This is a genomic window from Methylobacterium sp. Leaf112, assembly GCF_001423295.1.
Taxonomy (GTDB): Bacteria; Pseudomonadota; Alphaproteobacteria; order Rhizobiales; family Beijerinckiaceae; genus Methylobacterium.
In genome coordinates this window covers 184127-201355 of record NZ_LMNG01000023.1, presented here as the reverse complement: position 1 = coordinate 201355, position 17229 = coordinate 184127, and the positions used below count along the sequence as shown (strand labels likewise).

Annotated in this window: 18 protein-coding genes, 1 tRNA gene and 1 other RNA gene; 8 read left to right on the top strand and 12 right to left on the bottom strand. The window is 68.4% G+C overall.

Going from position 1 to position 17229, the window contains the following annotated elements; genetic code table 11:
- Nucleotides 1–516, bottom strand: a complete 516-nt coding sequence (gene def / locus ASF52_RS11280; protein ID WP_056171816.1) for a peptide deformylase — start codon at nt 514–516, stop codon at nt 1–3.
- Between the two features lie 96 nt (nt 517–612).
- Nucleotides 613–1218: a recombination mediator RecR gene (recR, locus tag ASF52_RS11275; RefSeq protein WP_056171814.1), complete on the bottom strand. Its 606-nt coding sequence runs from the start codon at nt 1216–1218 to the stop codon at nt 613–615.
- Between the two features lie 340 nt (nt 1219–1558).
- Here recR and ASF52_RS11270 point away from each other — a divergent pair, with 340 nt between their 5' ends.
- Nucleotides 1559–3178 (top strand): phosphoenolpyruvate carboxykinase, encoded by a 1620-nt coding sequence (locus ASF52_RS11270; RefSeq protein WP_056171813.1) that lies wholly within the window; start codon nt 1559–1561, stop codon nt 3176–3178.
- A gap of 42 nt (nt 3179–3220) precedes the next feature.
- Here the strand turns inward: ASF52_RS11270 and ASF52_RS11265 are convergent, their stop codons facing one another.
- From ASF52_RS11265 to ffs, 3 genes are all read right to left on the bottom strand, one after another.
- On the bottom strand, nt 3221–3541 hold the full coding sequence (locus ASF52_RS11265; RefSeq protein ID WP_056171811.1) for a YbaB/EbfC family nucleoid-associated protein: 321 nt from the start codon (nt 3539–3541) through the stop codon (nt 3221–3223).
- A 69-nt stretch (nt 3542–3610) separates the two neighbouring features.
- Complete coding sequence (locus ASF52_RS11260; protein WP_056171808.1) at nt 3611–5503, bottom strand: DNA polymerase III subunit gamma/tau; 1893 nt, start codon at nt 5501–5503, stop codon at nt 3611–3613.
- A 67-nt stretch (nt 5504–5570) separates the two neighbouring features.
- An RNA gene (gene ffs / locus ASF52_RS22045) (signal recognition particle sRNA small type) lies at nt 5571–5667 on the bottom strand.
- A 72-nt stretch (nt 5668–5739) separates the two neighbouring features.
- Between ffs and ASF52_RS11255 the strand changes: the two genes are divergently transcribed.
- Entirely contained in the window at nt 5740–6213 is a 474-nt protein-coding gene (locus ASF52_RS11255; protein ID WP_056171807.1) for a DUF5991 domain-containing protein, read from the top strand.
- A gap of 30 nt (nt 6214–6243) precedes the next feature.
- Here ASF52_RS11255 and ASF52_RS11250 read toward each other — a convergent pair whose 3' ends face one another.
- A complete protein-coding gene (locus ASF52_RS11250; RefSeq protein ID WP_056171805.1) occupies nt 6244–6507 on the bottom strand; it encodes a PepSY domain-containing protein in 264 nt (87 codons plus the stop codon).
- Between the two features lie 155 nt (nt 6508–6662).
- Between ASF52_RS11250 and ASF52_RS11245 the strand changes: the two genes are divergently transcribed.
- The gene (locus tag ASF52_RS11245; protein WP_056171803.1) at nt 6663–8198 is read left to right on the top strand and encodes a YifB family Mg chelatase-like AAA ATPase; all 1536 of its coding nucleotides are present in this window, start codon (nt 6663–6665) and stop codon (nt 8196–8198) included.
- Nucleotide 8199: 1 nt separating this feature from the next.
- Here the strand turns inward: ASF52_RS11245 and ASF52_RS11240 are convergent, their stop codons facing one another.
- From ASF52_RS11240 to ASF52_RS11230, 3 genes are all read right to left on the bottom strand, one after another.
- Nucleotides 8200–9633, bottom strand: a complete 1434-nt coding sequence (locus tag ASF52_RS11240) for a mannose-1-phosphate guanylyltransferase/mannose-6-phosphate isomerase (RefSeq protein ID WP_056171801.1) — start codon at nt 9631–9633, stop codon at nt 8200–8202.
- A 57-nt stretch (nt 9634–9690) separates the two neighbouring features.
- A complete protein-coding gene (gene scpA, locus ASF52_RS11235) occupies nt 9691–11856 on the bottom strand; it encodes a methylmalonyl-CoA mutase (protein WP_056172175.1) in 2166 nt (721 codons plus the stop codon).
- A 180-nt stretch (nt 11857–12036) separates the two neighbouring features.
- Nucleotides 12037–12945 (bottom strand): N-formylglutamate amidohydrolase, encoded by a 909-nt coding sequence (locus ASF52_RS11230; protein WP_056171799.1) that lies wholly within the window; start codon nt 12943–12945, stop codon nt 12037–12039.
- 220 nt (nt 12946–13165) lie between these two features.
- Between ASF52_RS11230 and cpdR the strand changes: the two genes are divergently transcribed.
- The 4 genes from cpdR to ASF52_RS11210 all read left to right on the top strand — a co-directional run bounded on the left by cpdR (nt 13166) and on the right by ASF52_RS11210 (nt 15213).
- A complete protein-coding gene (gene cpdR / locus ASF52_RS11225; protein WP_003603128.1) occupies nt 13166–13522 on the top strand; it encodes a cell cycle two-component system response regulator CpdR in 357 nt (118 codons plus the stop codon).
- Between the two features lie 89 nt (nt 13523–13611).
- Entirely contained in the window at nt 13612–13872 is a 261-nt protein-coding gene (grxC, locus tag ASF52_RS11220; RefSeq protein WP_056171797.1) for a glutaredoxin 3, read from the top strand.
- The gene (locus ASF52_RS11215; RefSeq protein ID WP_274533790.1) at nt 13869–14717 is read left to right on the top strand and encodes a carbon-nitrogen hydrolase family protein; all 849 of its coding nucleotides are present in this window, start codon (nt 13869–13871) and stop codon (nt 14715–14717) included. The genes grxC and ASF52_RS11215 overlap by 4 nt, the downstream gene beginning before the upstream one ends.
- 19 nt (nt 14718–14736) lie before the next feature.
- On the top strand, nt 14737–15213 hold the full coding sequence (locus ASF52_RS11210; protein ID WP_056171794.1) for a DUF1178 family protein: 477 nt from the start codon (nt 14737–14739) through the stop codon (nt 15211–15213).
- Nucleotides 15214–15218: 5 nt separating this feature from the next.
- Here the strand turns inward: ASF52_RS11210 and ASF52_RS11205 are convergent, their stop codons facing one another.
- Entirely contained in the window at nt 15219–15707 is a 489-nt protein-coding gene (locus tag ASF52_RS11205) for a disulfide bond formation protein B (protein ID WP_056171792.1), read from the bottom strand.
- Between the two features lies 1 nt (nt 15708).
- Nucleotides 15709–16290 carry a YqaA family protein gene (locus ASF52_RS11200; RefSeq protein ID WP_056171790.1) on the bottom strand — a complete coding sequence of 194 codons (582 nt, stop codon included), beginning with the start codon at nt 16288–16290 and terminating at the stop codon, nt 15709–15711.
- A 146-nt stretch (nt 16291–16436) separates the two neighbouring features.
- Here ASF52_RS11200 and ASF52_RS11195 point away from each other — a divergent pair.
- Nucleotides 16437–16521: transfer RNA gene (locus tag ASF52_RS11195), tRNA-Leu, on the top strand.
- 3 nt (nt 16522–16524) lie between these two features.
- Here ASF52_RS11195 and ASF52_RS11190 read toward each other — a convergent pair.
- On the bottom strand, nt 16525–17226 hold the full coding sequence (locus tag ASF52_RS11190; RefSeq protein WP_056171788.1) for a glutamine amidotransferase-related protein: 702 nt from the start codon (nt 17224–17226) through the stop codon (nt 16525–16527).
- Nucleotides 17227–17229 lie beyond the last annotated feature (3 nt).

Below are 17229 nucleotides of genomic sequence, written 5' to 3'. Positions count from 1 at the left end.
TCACGCGGCGTCGCGCTTGGCCGCCTTGGCGAACTTCTTCACCACCCGGTCGCGCTTCAGCTTCGACAGGTGGTCGATGAACAGCACGCCGTCGAGGTGGTCGATCTCGTGCTGGATGCAGGTGGCGAGCAAGCCGTCGGTCTCGATCTCCTGCGTCGCGCCATCGAGGCCGCGGAACCGCACGCGGACCCGGTCCGGCCGTTCGACCTCGCCATAATAATCCGGGATCGAGAGGCAGCCCTCGTCGTAGACCCGCTTCTCCTCCGAGCCCCAGACGATCTCGGGATCGAGAAAGACCTGCGGCCGGCGGTCGTCCTCGTCCTTCGACGTGTCGATGGTGACGACGCGCTTCGCCACCCCGATCTGGATCGCCGCGAGGCCGACGCCCGGAGCGTCGTACATCGTCTCCAGCATATCGGCGACCAGGGTACGGATCTCGTCCGTCACGGGGCCGACGGGCTCGGAGACCTTGCGCAGGATCGGGTCGGGCAGGATGACGAGCGGACGGATGGTCATGGCGTGATGGGGTTCGGCTGTGGGGATCGCGGCGCCGCGATCCCCAGCAGATAAGGTCGTGCCGATGAGCGGTCAAATGACCCGTGCGTCCGCCCGTCAGAAGGGTGTGCGGCTGCGGATGGCGGCCGTCAGCGTGCCCTCGTCGAGGTAGTCGAGTTCGCCGCCCACCGGCACACCGTGGGCGAGGCGGGTGATCTTCAGTCCATGGACCTTCAGCGATTCGGTGACGTAATGCGCCGTGGTCTGACCGTCGACCGTGGCGTTCAGCGCTAGGATGATCTCGCGCATGGCCGGGTCGCCGGCGCGCGCCACGAGGCTGTCGAGGTTGAGGTGCTCCGGCCGCACGCCGTCGAGCGCCGACAGTACGCCGCCGAGCACGTGGTAACGGGCCGTCACCGCGCCCGAGCGCTCCAGGGCCCAGAGGTCTGAGACGTCCTCCACCACCACGAGGGTCGAGGGGTCGCGGCTCTCGTCGCGGCAGATGGTGCAGGGCTCGGCGGTATCGACGTTGCCGCAGGCGCTGCACACGACGATGCGCTCCGAGGCGACCCGCATGGCGTCGGCCAAGGGAGCGAGCAGGGTTTCCCGCTTCTTGATGAGCTGCAGGGCCGCGCGCCGGGCCGAGCGCGGGCCGAGGCCCGGCATGCGGGCGAGGAGCTGGATCAGGCGCTCGATCTCGGGACCGGCGACGGCTTGGGGCATGAACGGTCCGTCTGGGCTCGTGCGGATGGCCCGAGGCCACCACATGGTTCAAGCGGGATAGCGGGTGAGGCGTACCCGGCGAAAGCAGGAATCCTCCACACATAGGGTCGCGCCGCTCCGGTTTCGCCCCCGCAGGCCTACGCCCGCGCGGGATACGGAGAATTCAAATTTCTTTTTCCATTGTCGCAAACGTGATTTGTCGGCAAGATTCGAGGAACCGAGCACAAACGGTGACTCGTGGGGCGGCGAACCTGCGCGCGGCGGACCTGAACGACCGCGCGGACGCCCCACACACGAGTCCGGCCCGGCGGAGCGATCAGGGGCCCGAGGAGGAACGCGCATGACCAACATCGGACTTTTCAATTCGGGCCACGGCGCGGAGGCCAGCGGCCTGCGCCAGCTGAAAGCCGTGCATTGGAATCTCGAAGTTCCGCGGCTCTACGAAGAGGCGCTGCGCCGCAACGAGGCGGAACTCGCGCAGGGCGGCGCCCTGGTGGCGACCACGGGCAGCCACACGGGGCGCTCGCCGAAGGACAAGTTCGTGGTGCGCGACGAGGGCACCGAGAACGAAGTCTGGTGGGAGAACAACGGCGCGATCACGCCCGAGCAGTTCGAGACGCTCTATCAGGATTTCCTCAGCCATGCCGAGGGTCGCGAACTGTTCGCCCAGGATCTCCATGGCGGCGCCGACCCGTGCCACAGGGTCAAGGCCCGGGTGTTCACCGAGCTGGCCTGGCACTCCCTGTTCATCCGCAACCTGCTGATCCGGCCCGAGCGCGAGACCCTGTCGGATTTCGTGCCGGAACTGACGATCATCGATCTGCCGAGCTTCGAGGCTCAGCCGCATCGCCACGGCTGCCGCTCGAAGACGGTCATCGCCATCGATTTCTCGCGCCGCCTCGTGCTCATCGGCGGGTCGGCCTACGCCGGCGAGATGAAGAAGTCGGTCTTCACCTACCTCAATTACCGGCTGCCCAAGGTCGGGGTGATGCCGATGCACTGCTCGGCCAACGTGGCCCTCGACGAGGCCGGCCAGTCGGCCCTGTTCTTCGGCCTGTCGGGCACGGGCAAGACGACCCTCTCCAACGACTCCTCGCGCATGCTGCTCGGCGACGACGAGCACGGCTGGAGCCCGGATGGAATCTTCAACTTCGAGGGCGGCTGTTACGCCAAGACCATCCGCCTCTCCCGGAACGCCGAACCCGAGATCTACGCCACCACCGAGCGCTTCGGCACGGTGATGGAGAACGTGGTCATCGATCCCGAAACCCGGGTGCCCGATTTCGACGACGCCTCCCGCACGGAGAACACCCGTTGCGCCTATCCCCTCGACTTCATCGCCAATGCGAGCACCACGGGACGCGCTGCGCACCCGAAGAACATCGTCATGCTCACCTGCGATGCGTTCGGGGTGATGCCACCCATCGCACGGCTCACGGGGGCAGAGGCGATGTACCACTTCCTCTCGGGCTACACCGCCAAGGTCGCGGGCACCGAACGCGGCCTGACGGCCCCGGAGGCGACGTTCTCGACTTGCTTCGGGGCGCCGTTCATGCCGCGTCACCCGAGCGTCTACGGCAATCTGCTGCGCGACCTCATCGCGAAGCACGCGGTCGACTGCTGGCTCGTGAACACCGGGTGGACCGGGGGTGGTGTCGGCACGGGCCGACGCATGCCGATCCGCGTGACGCGCCGCCTGCTCACGGCAGCCTTGGACGGATCCCTGTCCCAGGTCGAATTCCGACGCGATCCGTATTTCGGGTTCCAGGTGCCGGTCTCGGTGCCGGGCGTCGAGGCCCAGGTGCTGTCACCCGTGGAAACCTGGACCAACAAGGTCGCTTTCGCCGAAACGGCGACGCGCCTCGTCGCCATGTTCCAGGAGAACTTCAAGCGCTTCGCCGAACACGTCGACGCCGACGTGCGGGCGGCCGAGCCGTCCGCTCAGGCGATCGCAGCTTGATCTCTCGAAGGGGGCGACCTGCGGGTCGCCCCCTTCGAGCCCCTAAAAGAGTTTCAGGCCGGGCGGCAGGGGCAGGCCCTTCGTCAGCTCGCCCATGCGCTCGGCGGCGACCTGCTCGGCCTTGCCCCGGGCGTCGTTCATGGCGGCGACGATGAGATCCTCCAGGATCTCGCGCTCATCCGGGTTCATCAGGGTCGGATCGAGCTGCACGCCCTTCACCTGTCCCTTGGCCGTCATGGTCACCCGTACGGCGCCGCCGCCGGAGGCGCCCGATACCTCGACGGTGTCGAGTTCACCCTGCAGGGCGGCCATCTTCTCCTGCATGGCCTGCGCCTGCTTCATCATGCCCATGAGGTCGCGCATGCTCGTAATGTCCTTCGGCTGTATCGGGTGAGGCGTTCGGCCTGATCTGGGGACGGAGCGGCGCCGGCGCTATGCCTCGCCGTCCGTGTCTTCGGTCTCGGCCTCGCCCGTCGGCGGAGCCTCGACCGCAATCTCAGGGGTCTTGTCGCGCACGTCGACGATCTGGGCACCGGGGAAGCCCGCCATCACCGCACGCACGAGGGGATGGGCGGCGGCGCTCTGATGACGGGTTTCCGTCGCGGCCCGTGCCGTGGCGTCGAGGGTCGGCTCGCCGGCCTCCTTCGACAAGGCGACGATCCAGCGCCGGCCCGTCCACAGGTCGAGGGCCTTGGCGAGGTCGTTGGCGATGGTCTGGCGCCCGCCCTCCGCGAGACGGAACTCGATGCGCCCCTCCTCGAAGCGCACGAGATGGACCTCGCGCTCGAGGGCCATCTTCAGGCCGATGTCGCGCTTGGTGTCGGCCAGCGCGACGACGTCTGCAAAGCGCGTCAGCCGTGGGCCTTCTGGTTCGGGGGAGGGGGCTTGGCTCGGTGCGGGCGCCTGGCTCGGCATGGGTGAGGGCGCGACCATCGATAGGGCCGGACGGCCACCGCCGCCGGCCGCCATGGACAGGGCCGGGCGCGGCGGCGGCTCGGACGAGAAGGTCGGGATCGGCGGCAGGGCCGGGCGCCCCTGCGCCGTGACGGGTGCGGAACTGGCGTGGGTGTCAGCCGGTGTCCGGGCCGGAGCCGCCAGGGCCTCGCCCTTGAACTGGCGCAGGGCTTCGTCGGGGGTCGGCAGATCGGCCGCGTAGGCGAGGCGCACCAGGGCCATCTCGGCGGCGGCCAGCGGCCGCGTCGCAGTCTGTACTTCCGGAATCGCCTTGAGGAGGATCTGCCACGCCCGCGAAAGCACCCGGACGGAGAGCTTGCCCGCGAATTCGCCGCCGCGCGACCGCTCCGCCTCGCTCAGGGTCGGATCGGCCGCGGCCTCCTCCGGTACCAGCTTCAGGCGGGTGACGAGGTGGGTGAAGCTCGCGAGATCCGACAGGATCACGGCGGGGTCGGCGCCCGCCTCGTACTGGCCGCGCACCTCGGAAAAGCTCGCCGGAATGTCGCCGCGCATCACCGCCTCGAACAGGTCGACGATACGGCCCCGGTCGGCCAGACCCAGCATGTCCCGTACGCCCTGGGCACTCACGTGTCCGGCGCCGTGCGCGATGGCCTGATCGAGGAGCGAGAGGGCGTCCCGCACCGAGCCCTCCGCCGCCCGCGTGATCGCGGACAGTGCCTCGGCATCGGCCTCGACACGCTCGGCGGCGCAGATCCCGGCCAGATGCGACACCAGGGTGTCGGCCTCGACACGGCGGAGATCGAAGCGCTGGCAGCGCGACAGGATCGTCACCGGGACCTTGCGGATCTCGGTGGTGGCGAACACGAACTTTGCGTGAGGTGGTGGCTCCTCCAAGGTCTTCAGGAAGGCGTTGAACGCCTTCTCGGAGAGCATGTGGACCTCGTCGACGATGTAGACCTTGTAGCGGGCCGAGACGGGTGAATAGCGGATGCCGTCGATGATCCCGCGCACGTCGTCGATGCCCGTGTGCGAGGCGGCGTCCATCTCCAGCACGTCCATGTGCCGGGATTCCATGATCGCCTGGCAGTGGCGCCCGAGTTCGGGCATCGCGATGGTGGGACCGGTGTCGGGATGGCCGTCGCGGACGTAGTTCAGGCCCCGCGCCAGGATGCGGGCCGTGGTGGTCTTGCCGACGCCGCGCACGCCCGTCAGCATCCACGCCTGGGGGATGCGGTTGGCCGCGAAGGCGTTGGCCAGGGTCCGCACCATGGCGCCCTGTCCGATGAGGTCGTCAAAGTTCTGGGGGCGATACTTGCGGGCGAGCACCCGATAGGGCGTCGCGGACGCTTGCGGCTCGGGAAAACCCGGAAGGCCGGGGGCGTCGCTCGGAGTGCCGGAGGTCGCGTCCATGCCGCCTTCGCGTGGGTTGGCGCCGCCCTGGTCGGAGGGATGCCGCCACGCGGGCTATAGATCGAAAGGTGGGAGGCTGGACGAAGACCCGCTCGGTCTCGTTAGGGCTGCTTCCTTCCGGACCTGACCCGGTTGGCGAGTGAAACGTCCCTCGCCAACCTCCCGTGCGCTATATGGCCGGGGCCGGCGGCGGATGCAAGCGGCCGGACCGCAGCAGTGACACGGGAGAGCGAGGCATGGCTTCATTTCGGGCGCGGGCGCTCCACACCGCCTTGATCCTATCGGCCAGTTTCATTGCGCTGGGGACCACGGTGTCGGGGCAGGCCCCCGCTCAACCCTGGGCCGGACACTACGCCTTCGTACACGATGGCGGCCGCACGGCCGGTGGTTCTCCCATCGTCGTCACGTATCGCCTCGACATCGCGTCGGGCCGGGGAAACCGCGACTGTCTTCTCAGGATCGAAGGGTTTCAGACCGACGAGACCATCGTCTGCAAACTCGATGGCGACGCGACCTCGGTCGCGGTGAAATTCCACACCTACGGCGATGGGCGGCTCGTGAACGCCTACGGCACGAAGCTCTACGAGATCGGAAAGACGCTGTTCGCCCTACGCCGGACCGGACCGGTGGTTCTCACAGAGTGGCAAGCTCTGGGTCCGGACGGCGTCCGCCGGGGCACGGCGGGCACCGCGTTCGAACGGCAGCGGTGATCCTCTCGGGAGCGACCGCTGCCGTTCGCCTTACTCGGGCTTGCGCTTCACGATCGCAAAGGTCTTCGGGTCGAGCTTGAGGTCGAACTGCTTGCCGTTGGCGTCGATGGCGTCGTCCACCTCGATCTCGTCGCTCTCGACTTCGATCTTCTTCCACTTGGTGAAGCCCGCCTCCTTCAGCACGGCGTCGATCCGGGTCAGCTCGGCGGCGGTGGGCTCGCGGTCCGCGCGGGCCGCACCGGTAAGGGCGAGGCCGAGGGCGAGTGCGGCGAGGCCGGTGGTCTTGAACGACATGTGAACTCCTTAAAAACGGTCGAGGTGGGGTGCGAACGATGCACCGCATGATCCGGTTCCCGGTCCCTGCGAAGTCCTGCGTGCGCTAAGGTTGTTTCCGATCGAACTGCCGCCTACGCTTGTATCCGTCGAGCCGTCCCAAAGGGTTAAGAGCCATGGTCACCCGCGTCGCCACCGTCGCCTTCGAGGGAATCGAGGCGCGGGCCGTCGATGTGCAGGTCCAGATCGCGCCCGGCCTCGTGGCCTTCACGGTGGTGGGACTTGCCGACAAGGCCGTGGGAGAATCCCGCGAGCGGGTGCGCTCCGCCCTCATCGCCTCGGGGCTGGCGCTGCCGGCCAAGCGCATCACCGTCAACCTCGCGCCGGCCGATCTGCCCAAGGAAGGCTCCCATTACGATCTGCCCATCGCGCTCGCCGTGATGGCCGCCATCGGCGCCCTGCCGGCCGATGCCTTGGCCGGCTACTGCGTGCTCGGCGAACTGGCCCTCGACGGCACCATCACGGCGGTCTCCGGCGTGCTGCCCGCCGCAATGGCGGCCAATGCCCGCGGCCTCGGCCTTATCTGTCCGGCTGCCACCGGGCCGGAGGCGGCTTGGGCGGCGGGCGACATGGACGTACTGGCGCCGCGCTCGCTCATCCAGCTCGCCAACCACTTCAAGGGCACGCAGGTGTTGGCTCGCCCCGAACCCGCCATCGCCGCGTCGGGCGGTCCACTGCCGGACCTGCGCGACATCAAGGGCCAGGAGGGTGCCAAGCGTGCCCTGGAAATCGCGGCGGCCGGATCGCACAATCTCGTGTTCAATGGCCCGCCCGGGGCCGGCAAGTCGATGCTGGCCGCCCGCCTGCCCTCGATCCTGCCACCGCTCTCCCCGCGCGAACTCCTCGAAGTCTCGATGATCCAGTCCGTCGCCGGTGCCCTCAAGGATGGGGCGCTGTCGAACCGTCGGCCCTTCCGGCAGCCGCATCACTCCGCCTCGATGGCGGCTCTGGTCGGCGGCGGGATCAACGCCCGGCCGGGCGAGGCGTCGCTCGCCCATGGCGGCGTCCTGTTCCTCGACGAATTGCCAGAGTTCACCCCACAGGTGCTCGATTCCCTACGCCAGCCCATGGAGACGGGGGAGATCATGATCGCCCGCGCCAACCACAGGGTGACTTATCCGGCCCGTTTCCAGCTCGTGGCGGCCATGAACCCGTGCCGCTGCGGTCAAGCCCTGGAGCCGGGCTACGCCTGTCGCAAGGGCCCGAACGAACGCTGCGTCGCCCAGTACGGTGCCCGCATCTCCGGGCCTCTCCTCGATCGCATCGATCTGCGCATCGAAGTCGCCGCCGTCACCGCCGCCGACCTCATCCTGCCGCCGCCGGCGGAAGGCTCGGCCGAGATGGCGGCCCGGGTCGCCGCCGCCCGCGCCCTGCAGACGGCACGTTACGCTGCCCGGGATCTCGGACCCAGCGTCACCAACGCCTCCTGCCCGGCCACGGTGATCGAAGCGGTGGCGGCGCCCGATGCGGAAGGGGCCGCCCTGATACGGAGCGCGGCCGAATCCATGCGCCTCTCGGCCCGCGGCTTCCACCGCACCCTGCGGGTGGCACGCACGCTGGCCGACCTCGACGGCGAGGCCCAGGTCCGTCGCATCCACCTCGCCGAAGCCCTGTCCTACCGCGGCCGCGCCGATCGGCCGGTGGCGGCGTGACTCAGCGCCCGTAGATGTCCTCGACCCGGATGATGTCGTCCTCGCCCGTGTACGAGCCGACCTGGACCTCGATGAGTTCGAGGGCGATCCTGCCCGGGTTGGTGAGGCGGTGCATCGAGCCGATGGGCAGATAGACCGCTTCGTTCTCGTGGACGAGGACCACCCGGTCGTCGACGGTGACTTCGGCGGTGCCCCGCACCACCACCCAGTGCTCGGCCCGGTGATAGTGCTTCTGCAAGGAGAGTCGGCCGCCCGGCGTCACCATGATGCGCTTCACCTGGAAGCGTTCGCCGATGTCGATGCGCTGGTACCAGCCCCAGGGGCGGTACATCCGCCGATGGGCGTCGGCTTCCGGATGGGCCTTCTCGCGAAGCTGGGCGACGAGGTCCTTGACCTGGCCGGAGCGGGCCTTCGAGGTCACCAGCACGGCGTCCGGAGTCGCCACCACCACCACATCGTCGAGGCCGACCACGGTGGTGAGGAGTTCGCCCTCGCTGTGGATCAGGCTACCATGGGTGTCGATGGTCTCGACCCGGCCGCGCACGGCATTTCCCGACGCGTCGCGGGGCAGGACTTCCCACACGGCGTCCCAGGTGCCGACGTCCGACCATGGGAACGAGACCGGGAGCACGCCGGCCCGCTCGGTCCGCTCCATCACGGCGTAGTCGATGGAGGTCTTCGGAGCCCGCGAGAAGGCGGAGCCGTCGAGGCGCAGGAAGTCGAGGTCGACCTGCGCGGCGTCGAGGGCCGCCCGGGTCGCCGACAGGATCTCGGGCGCCCGCGCTTCGAGCTCGGCCAGCATCACGTCGGCGCGGAACAGGAAGTAGCCGGAGTTCCACAGGGCGCCCTCGCCGATGAGGCGCTCGGCCCCGTCGCGATCCGGCTTCTCGACGAAGCGCTCGACGGCGTAGGCGCCCGGCACCCCATCGAGGCCCGCTCCGCGCCGGATGTAGCCATAGGCGGTGGCCGGCCCCGTCGGTTCTATGCCGAGGGTCATGATCCGGCCGGCCCGCGCACCGATGGCGGCCGCCTGCGCGGCGGCGACGAAGGCCGGCGTATCGCCGATGACGTGATCGGCCGCCAGGATCAGAACGACGGCTTCCGGATCGCGGCGGGCCGCATGCAGGGCCGCGACCGCCACGGCTGCGGCCGAATCCCTGCGCTCGGGCTCCAGCACGATGTCGGCCTGCACGCCGGCCTGGAGCAGCTGCTCGGCGACGATGAACCGTGCCTCGGCGTTGCTGATGATCGTCGGGCGACCGAACACGGCGGGATCCAGCACACGGCGCGCCGTGTCCTGGAAGGTCGAGCTGTCGGCGTTCACCAGGGGGGTGAACTGCTTCGGCATGCTCTCGCGCGAGGCCGGCCACAGGCGCGTACCCGACCCACCGCACAGGATCACGGGGTGGATCAGTTCGGAACGTGCCTGTACCATGGTCGATCACTCACGCGAGGGGAGGGCCAAGGTCCAGCATGGACCGGGCCGCGTGGATCATTCCGCCGCTTGGCGCGCGGCGTAGCCCAGGCGGCCGTTCAACTCCTGGATGAGCTTGACCGCCGCCTCGGCGATGACGGTGCCGGGCGGGAAGATCGCCGAGGCGCCCGCTGCATGGAGGGCGGGGTAATCGCCCGGGGGAATGACGCCGCCGATGACGATCATCACGTCCTCGCGCCCCTGCGCGGTGAGCGCGGCCTTGAGTTCCGGCACCAGGGTGAGGTGGCCGGCGGCCAGCGACGAGACGCCGACGATGTGGACGTCGTTCTCAACCGCCTGCCGGGCGGCCTCGTCCGGGGTGGCGAAGAGCGGCCCGATATCGACGTCGAAGCCGAGATCGGCGAAGGCCGAGGCGATTACCTTCTGGCCGCGGTCGTGGCCGTCCTGTCCCATCTTGGCGACGAGGATGCGCGGACGGCGCCCGTCGTTTTCCTCGAACGCTTCCACGAGATGACGGACCGTCTCGACTGCCGGCGACATGCCACCCACCTCCCGCTTGTAGACGCCCGAAATCGAGCGGATCTCGGCCCGGTGCCGACCCCAGGCCTTCTCCAGGGCATCGGAAATCTCGCCCACGGTGGCCTTGGCCCGCGCCGCTTCGATGCCGAGTGCCAACAGGTTGCCTTCGCCCTGCGCCGCCTCGGTCAGTGCTGCGAGGGCCGCATCGACATCGGCTTGGCTGCGCTCGGCGCGCAGGCGCTTGAGCTTGTCGATCTGCAGCATGCGGACGTTGCCGTTGTCGACGCGCATGAGCTCGATGGCGCGGTCGTCGTCCGGCTTGAACTTGTTGACGCCCACGATGGTCTGCCGGCCGGAATCGATCCGGGCCTGGGCGCGGGCGGCCGCCTCCTCGATGCGCAGCTTCGGGATGCCGGCCTCGATGGCTTTCGCCATGCCACCCAATTCCTCGACCTCGCGAAGATGCTCCCAGGCGCGGGCAACGATGTCCTGAGTCAGCTTCTCGACGTAGTAGGAGCCGCCCCACGGATCGACCACGCGCGTCGTGCCACTCTCCTGCTGCAGGAACAGCTGGGTGTTGCGGGCGATGCGGGCGGAGAAGTCTGTCGGCAGCGCCAGCGCCTCGTCCAACGCGTTGGTGTGAAGGGACTGGGTGCCGCCCTGCGTCGCCGCCATCGCCTCGATGCATGTGCGGGTGACGTTGTTGAACACGTCCTGCGCAGTCAGCGACCAGCCGCTCGTCTGCGAATGGGTGCGCAGCGGCAGGGACTTGTCGGTCTTCGGCTCGAATTCCTTGACGAGCTTGGCCCAGATCAGGCGCGCAGCCCGCATCTTGGCGATCTCCATGAAGAAGTTCGTCGAGATCGCCCAGAAGAACGACAGACGCGGGGCGAATTGATCGATGGTCAGGCCGGCGGCGAGGCCCGCCTTGATGTACTCGACGCCGTCGGCGAGCGTGTAGGCCAGTTCGAGGTCGTTCGTCGCCCCAGCTTCCTGCATGTGGTAGCCGGAAATCGAGATCGAATTGAACTTCGGCATGTTCTTCGACGTGTAGGCGAAGATGTCGCCGATGATCCGCATCGAACCCGCCGGCGGGTAGATGTAGGTGTTGCGGACCATGAACTCCTTGAGGATGTCGTTCTGGATCGTGCCCGCGAGCTTCTCCGGCGGCACGCCCTGCTCCTCGGCCGCCACGATGTACAGGGCCAGGATCGGCAGCACGGCGCCGTTCATGGTCATCGAGACGGTCATCTCGTCGAGGGGAATGCCGGAGAACAGTGTCCGCATGTCGTAGATCGAGTCGATAGCGACGCCCGCCATGCCGACATCGCCCGACACCCGCGGGTGATCGGAATCGTAGCCCCGGTGGGTCGCGAGATCGAAGGCCACCGACAGGCCCTTCTGCCCGGCGGCGAGGTTGCGCCGGTAGAACGCGTTCGAATCCTCCGCCGTCGAGAATCCGGCATACTGCCGGATCGTCCAGGGCTGGGTGACGTACATGGTCGGGTACGGCCCGCGCAGGAACGGCGCCACGCCCGGATAGGTGTTCAGGAACTCGATGCCCTCGCGGTCCTCGGGTCCGTAGACGCCCTTCACCGGAATGCCCTCGGGGGTCATCCAGGGCTCGCCCATCGGCGGCACCGGGGCGGCAATGGCATCGGCCGCGTAGGCGACGGCGGTGAAATCGGGAATGCGGGAGGGCATGGATGCGTGCTCGTGCGGCGGCGTGTTGCCCGGCATTATAGGTAAGCGCGCGAGCCGGGCTACTCCTATCCACCGAACGGCTGGCTCGAGGTCACGAAAATTTCGCGCGCCGTGTCTGGCCTTAAAATAATTTTGCCTCGGGATCGGGCGGATTTGCCGGCGGCTGGGCGATGGCTCGCTTCACTCCGCCGCCATTCGGCGCGGCGCCCAGTCCTCGACTTCGGCTGCCACCGCCGCGACGACGGTCCGCAGGTGCCACACCAGTTCCGAGAAGCCCGGCCCGAGGGCGAGGCTCGTTTCGTTCATGTAGAGGGCACGGTTGATCTCCACCTGAAGGGCATGGCGTCCGAGATTCGGTTCGCCGTAATGTTCGGTGATGAAGCCGCCCGCATAGGGCTTGTTGCGCAGGGTGCGGAATCCACGGGCACGAAGGTGGTCCTCGAACGCCCCGATGAGTTCGGGCGCGCAGGCGGTGCCGAACCGGTCGCCGAGGATGAAGTCGGCCCGTGCGGACTCGTCCCGACCGAGGCTCGAGGACGGCATCGAATGGCAATCGATGAGAATGGCGTGGCCGAAATCGCGGGCGGTGCGCTGGATCAGTCCGCGCAGGGTGCGATGATACGGTTTGTAGAGAGTCTCGATCCGGGTGACCGCGTCCTCCACCGGCAGGCGTCCGCGATAGATTTCCTGTCCGTCGGCGACCACTCGCGGCACGGTGCCGAGGCCGCCGGCCACCCGCATGGAGCGTGTGTTGGCGAACGCCGGCAATCGCCCGTCGAACATGCGTGGGTCGAGTTCGTAGGGCTCGCGGTTCACGTCGAGGTAGGCCCGGGGGAAGTTCGCGCTCATGAGCGGCGCGCCGAGATCCACCACCGGCGCAAACAGCCGGTCGACATGCGCGTCCTCCGACCGACGCAGGGTCAGGGCGTCGAGGCGTGAGGCCTCGACGAAGGCGCGCGGATACACGGCCCCGGAATGGGGCGCATTGAACACGAAGGGGAGGGTGTGGGCCTCAGGCTCGTCCACGCGGAAGGGCGGGTCGAACCAGGGATGTTCCGGAGAATCCGGAGGGGAGAGCGGTTCTGTCATCGCGGCGCGGGCGCCTCGGTCCGGGCGGGAAAACGCATGGCGCCACTGTGCGGGGCCGTGCGGGCCGTGTCTACTGGCACGGCGCCCGTCGCCCGCAGGCCACGGTGCCGTCGCACACCAAGCCCGGGGGGGCGGCCGGAGTCCGTTGGCAACGTTCTGTTTACCAAGCTGGTGCTTTGTGGAAAGAACACAGCGACTCAAGGGCACAAGGCAACGTTCGATGAAGATCCTCCTCGCGGAAGACGACAACGACATGCGCCGGTTCCTGGCCAAGGCGTTGCAGAATGCCGGCTACGACGTGCTCTCGTTCGACAACGGCCTCTCGGCCTACAACCGGCTGCGCGAGGAGCCGTTCGAGCTGCTCCTCACGGATATCGTGATGCCCGAGATGGACGGCATCGAGCTGGCGCGCCGCGCCACCGAGCTCGATCCCGACATCAAGGTGATGTTCATCACGGGTTTCGCAGCTGTGGCCCTCAACCCGGATTCGAAGGCTCCGAAGGACGCCAAGGTGCTGTCGAAGCCGTTCCATCTGCGCGACCTCGTCAACGAAGTCGAGAAGCTGCTCGCGGCCTGAAAATCGCCTCAGGCCCCGCGGAACGCCGCAGTAGGAAGAGTCTCCAGGCTCGCCTATAAGCGATGTGGAACGCCTTGGGGCCCTGAGACATGAAGCCGGTTACGATCTACACCACCGCCTGGTGCCCTTACTGCTCGGCGGCCAAGAGCCTGCTTCGAGAGAAGGGCATCGTCTTCACTGAGATCGACGTCGAGAAGACGGCCGGCTCGCGCGCCGCCATGGTTCAGCGGGCCGGGGGACGCACCAGCGTGCCGCAGATCTTCGTCGGTGAGAGCCATGTGGGCGGCTGTGACGATCTTTACGCCCTCAACGGCGCCGGCAAGCTCGAGCCGATGGTGTCCGCCTCGTGACGGACGCATCCCGCTTCGTCGCCGCCTGCGTGCAGATGCGCTCGGGACGCGACCCCCTCGCCAACCGCGACGCGGCGGTCGCCCTGGTGCGCGAGGCGGCGGATGCGGGTGCCGATTACGTGCAGACCCCGGAGATGACCTCCCTGGTCGAGCGCAGCAAGGCAAGCCTGTTCGAGAAGGTCACCGGCCAGGACGAAGACCCGACGCTGGCGGCCCTGCGCGAGGTGGCGCGGGAGCGCGGCCTCGTCGTCCAGATCGGGTCGCTCGCCGTGCGCAACGGTGACAAGATCGCCAACCGTGCCTTCCTCATCGATGGGCAGGGGGCGATCACCGCGTCCTACGACAAGGTCCATCTCTACGACGTCGATTTGCCCAACGGCGAGCGCTGGCGCGAATCCGCCACGTATACGGGAGGAGCCTGTGCGGTGGTGGCCGACACGCCGTGGGCACCCATCGGCGTCACCATCTGCTACGACATCCGCTTCCCGGCCCTGTTCCGGGCGCTGGCCGAGGCCGGCGCCACGATCCTCACGGCGCCGGCGTGTTTCACCCAGCAGACCGGCGAGGCCCATTGGCACGTGCTGCACCGGGCCCGCGCCATCGAGACGGGATCGTTCATGATCTCGGCGGCGCAGGGCGGCCATCACGAGGACGGGCGGGACACCTACGGCCACTCGCTCATCGTCGATCCCTGGGGCAAGGTGCTGGCCGATGCCGGCGGAAACGAGCCCGGGGTGATCCTGGCGGAGATCGACCTGTCCCGCGTCACCGACGCCCGTGCGCGGATACCGGCCCTCCTGCACGCCCGGCCGTTCACCGTGGAGCGGATCGGGCATTCCGCCTGATCCCGACCCGAGTCCGCCCATGATCCGGTATACCCTCGTCTGCGATGGCAGCCACGCCTTCGAGAGTTGGTTTCCGTCGAGCGAATCCTACGACGACCAGGCCGCGCGTGGGCTGGTGGCGTGTCCGGTCTGCGGATCCGCGCGGGTGGCCAAGGGAATGATGGCCCCGGCCATCGCCCGCACCGATCGTGCGGTGGCTCGCAGTCCCGCTGCCGATGTGCCCGAGGTGGCGCCAGTCCCCGCTCCTGCGCCGACACCCGTGTTCTCGGAGCCCGAACAGCGCGTTCGCGCACTCATGCGAGCCGTGCGCGAGCACGTCACCAGCACTGCCGACGATGTCGGCACGGCGTTTCCCGAGGAGGCGCGCCGGATGCACTACGGCGAGAGCCCGACCCGCCCGATCTACGGCGAAGCCAGCCTCAAGGAAGCTCGAGCCCTCGTCGAAGAGGGTATCGAGGTGGCGCCCCTGCCGCCGGCCCCCGACGACCGGCACTGACCCCATCAGCGCTTCGCGGCGGCCGTGCCCGAAATGGACGCGAGGACGAACGCCACCACGGCGTTCCAGCCGGCGAGCGAGACGCCCAGGAACCGCCAAGCGGCGGTGGAGCAATCGGCCACCCGCGTGGTCTCGAGGGTCGCGCGGAAATCCGTGACCGTGGCGGGTGCCGCCCCGGTACCCCCGCCGCAATCCGTCGGACCGGCCCAGAGCGCCCACTCGGCGCCGGCGTGATAGACGCTCAACCCGGCGCCGTAGAGCAGCCCGAGGGCGGCCAGGCCCAGGGCAACGCGGCTCAGGCGTTCCGGAAGCACGAGGGCGAGGATCCCGAGGGGGATCGCCGCGTAGTACGGAATGCGCTCCTCGAGGCAGAGCTTGCACGGCACGTAGCCAAGCACGAACTGGAAATAGAGCGCCGCCGCCAGGGTCACCACCGCGCCGACGACGAGGATCAGGGCGCTCCGGCGCAGGCGCAGCAGGGTCGCGTAGTTCATCTTACAGAAGCACCTTGAACAGGACGAAGCCGAGGATGATCACCGCGACCGCGATGGCTGCGACGACGTTGAGGTGCCGGTCGAGCACCCCGCGGATCTGAACGCCGTAGCGCCCGAGAAGTCCCGCCAGGAGGAAGAAGCGCGCGCCCCGGGTGACGAGGGACAGAACCACGAACCAGAACAGGTCGTAATGGGCGAAACCCGAGGTGATGGTCACGAGCTTGAATGGGATCGGGGTCAGCCCCTTCAGCAGGATCACCCAATGGCCGTACTCGGCGTAGGACGCCTGGAACGTCGCGGCCTTCTCGGACAGGCCATAGACCCGGAACACCCATTGGCCGACGGAATCGAACAGCAGGGCGCCGATGGCGTAGCCGAGCACGCCGCCGGCCACCGAGGTCAGGGTGGTGATGAGGGCGTAGAACCACACCCGGTCGGGCCTGCTCACCGCCATGGGCACCATCATCACGTCGGGCGGTACCGGGAAGAACGAACTCTCGGCGAACGACACCGCGCCCAGCGCCCACGGCGCCGACGGCTTGCCCGCGAGCGCGAGGATCCATTCGTACAGGCGGCGGATCATGGACGGATCATGGGCTTGGCGGAATCCGAATGGATGGGGTGGAAAAGCACTGCCCTTTGAGCATAGGCCAAAGGGCGTGGCGAGCACGCGGCCGTGGAAAATCGCCACTGGCTCGAATCACGAAGGTGTGCCATGAGGCGTTCATCGCGGGCGTGGTGGAATTGGTAGACGCGCCGGACTCAAAATCCGGTTCCGCAAGGAGTGTCGGTTCGATTCCGACCGCCCGCACCATCGTCACGCTCCGGTCTCCAGAAATCGCCTGATCCAGCCGCCGAGGCGTGGTCCGTCGTTGGCTCGCGCCAGCGAGGCGAGGGCTGCTGCGTGCACCGCCGGCTCGTGCGGTACCGCAGGGCTGTGGCCGGCGACGAGGGCCAGGGCGTAGTCGGACGCGAATTCCGGGTGGACCTGGAACGAAATCGCGCGCCGGTCGCGGTAATTGAGGATGCCGTACGGCGTGAAGCTGCTGCCCGCGAGGGTCAGGGTGCCGGGCGGCGGCTCCAGAACCTGATCCTGATGGATCGCCGGGACGGCGATTTCGGTGACGTCGTCCATCCAAGCGGCACGAGCCCGGACCCGGTAGGTGTGCAGGCCGATGCCCCAGCCCTTGGGCGATTTCGCCACCCGCCCGCCGAAGGCGGCGGCCATGACCTGATGACCGAAGCAGATGCCCACCAGCGGCGTTTCGGGCGGCACCGTGCGCAGGAACCCGATGAGGGCGGCGATCCAGGGCAGCGGTTCGTAGACGCCCGCCGGGGACCCGGTGATGAGGTAGGCGTCCTGCTCCGAGGGGCCCGCCGGAAGGGTCCCACGCGCGACGGCATAGTGCGTATAGGCATGGCCGGGCCCGACGAGATCGGCCACCATCCGCCCGTAGGACGGGTAGCGGTCACTCAGGCGCTCGGGCGGATCGCCGGTCTCGAGGATGCCGATCTTCATGAC

Excerpts from the sequence above, each read along its gene's own strand:
- ASF52_RS11205 (WP_056171792.1), bottom strand. The coding sequence starts at position 15,707 with ATGAACTACGCGACCCTGCTGCGCCTGCGCCGGAGCGCCCTGATCCTC.
- ASF52_RS11230 (WP_056171799.1), bottom strand. The coding sequence starts at position 12,945 with ATGACAGAACCGCTCTCCCCTCCGGATTCTCCGGAACATCCCTGGTTC.
- recR (WP_056171814.1), bottom strand. The coding sequence starts at position 1,218 with ATGCCCCAAGCCGTCGCCGGTCCCGAGATCGAGCGCCTGATCCAGCTC.
- grxC (WP_056171797.1), top strand. The coding sequence starts at position 13,612 with ATGAAGCCGGTTACGATCTACACCACCGCCTGGTGCCCTTACTGCTCG.
- ASF52_RS11260 (WP_056171808.1), bottom strand. The coding sequence starts at position 5,503 with ATGGACGCGACCTCCGGCACTCCGAGCGACGCCCCCGGCCTTCCGGGT.
- ASF52_RS11250 (WP_056171805.1), bottom strand. The coding sequence starts at position 6,507 with ATGTCGTTCAAGACCACCGGCCTCGCCGCACTCGCCCTCGGCCTCGCC.
- def (WP_056171816.1), bottom strand. The coding sequence starts at position 516 with ATGACCATCCGTCCGCTCGTCATCCTGCCCGACCCGATCCTGCGCAAG.
- ASF52_RS11245 (WP_056171803.1), top strand. The coding sequence starts at position 6,663 with ATGGTCACCCGCGTCGCCACCGTCGCCTTCGAGGGAATCGAGGCGCGG.
- ASF52_RS11190 (WP_056171788.1), bottom strand. The coding sequence starts at position 17,226 with ATGAAGATCGGCATCCTCGAGACCGGCGATCCGCCCGAGCGCCTGAGT.
- ASF52_RS11265 (WP_056171811.1), bottom strand. The coding sequence starts at position 3,541 with ATGCGCGACCTCATGGGCATGATGAAGCAGGCGCAGGCCATGCAGGAG.
- ASF52_RS11200 (WP_056171790.1), bottom strand. The coding sequence starts at position 16,290 with ATGATCCGCCGCCTGTACGAATGGATCCTCGCGCTCGCGGGCAAGCCG.
- ASF52_RS11255 (WP_056171807.1), top strand. The coding sequence starts at position 5,740 with ATGGCTTCATTTCGGGCGCGGGCGCTCCACACCGCCTTGATCCTATCG.
- ASF52_RS11270 (WP_056171813.1), top strand. The coding sequence starts at position 1,559 with ATGACCAACATCGGACTTTTCAATTCGGGCCACGGCGCGGAGGCCAGC.
- cpdR (WP_003603128.1), top strand. The coding sequence starts at position 13,166 with ATGAAGATCCTCCTCGCGGAAGACGACAACGACATGCGCCGGTTCCTG.
- ASF52_RS11210 (WP_056171794.1), top strand. The coding sequence starts at position 14,737 with ATGATCCGGTATACCCTCGTCTGCGATGGCAGCCACGCCTTCGAGAGT.
- ASF52_RS11240 (WP_056171801.1), bottom strand. The coding sequence starts at position 9,633 with ATGGTACAGGCACGTTCCGAACTGATCCACCCCGTGATCCTGTGCGGT.
- scpA (WP_056172175.1), bottom strand. The coding sequence starts at position 11,856 with ATGCCCTCCCGCATTCCCGATTTCACCGCCGTCGCCTACGCGGCCGAT.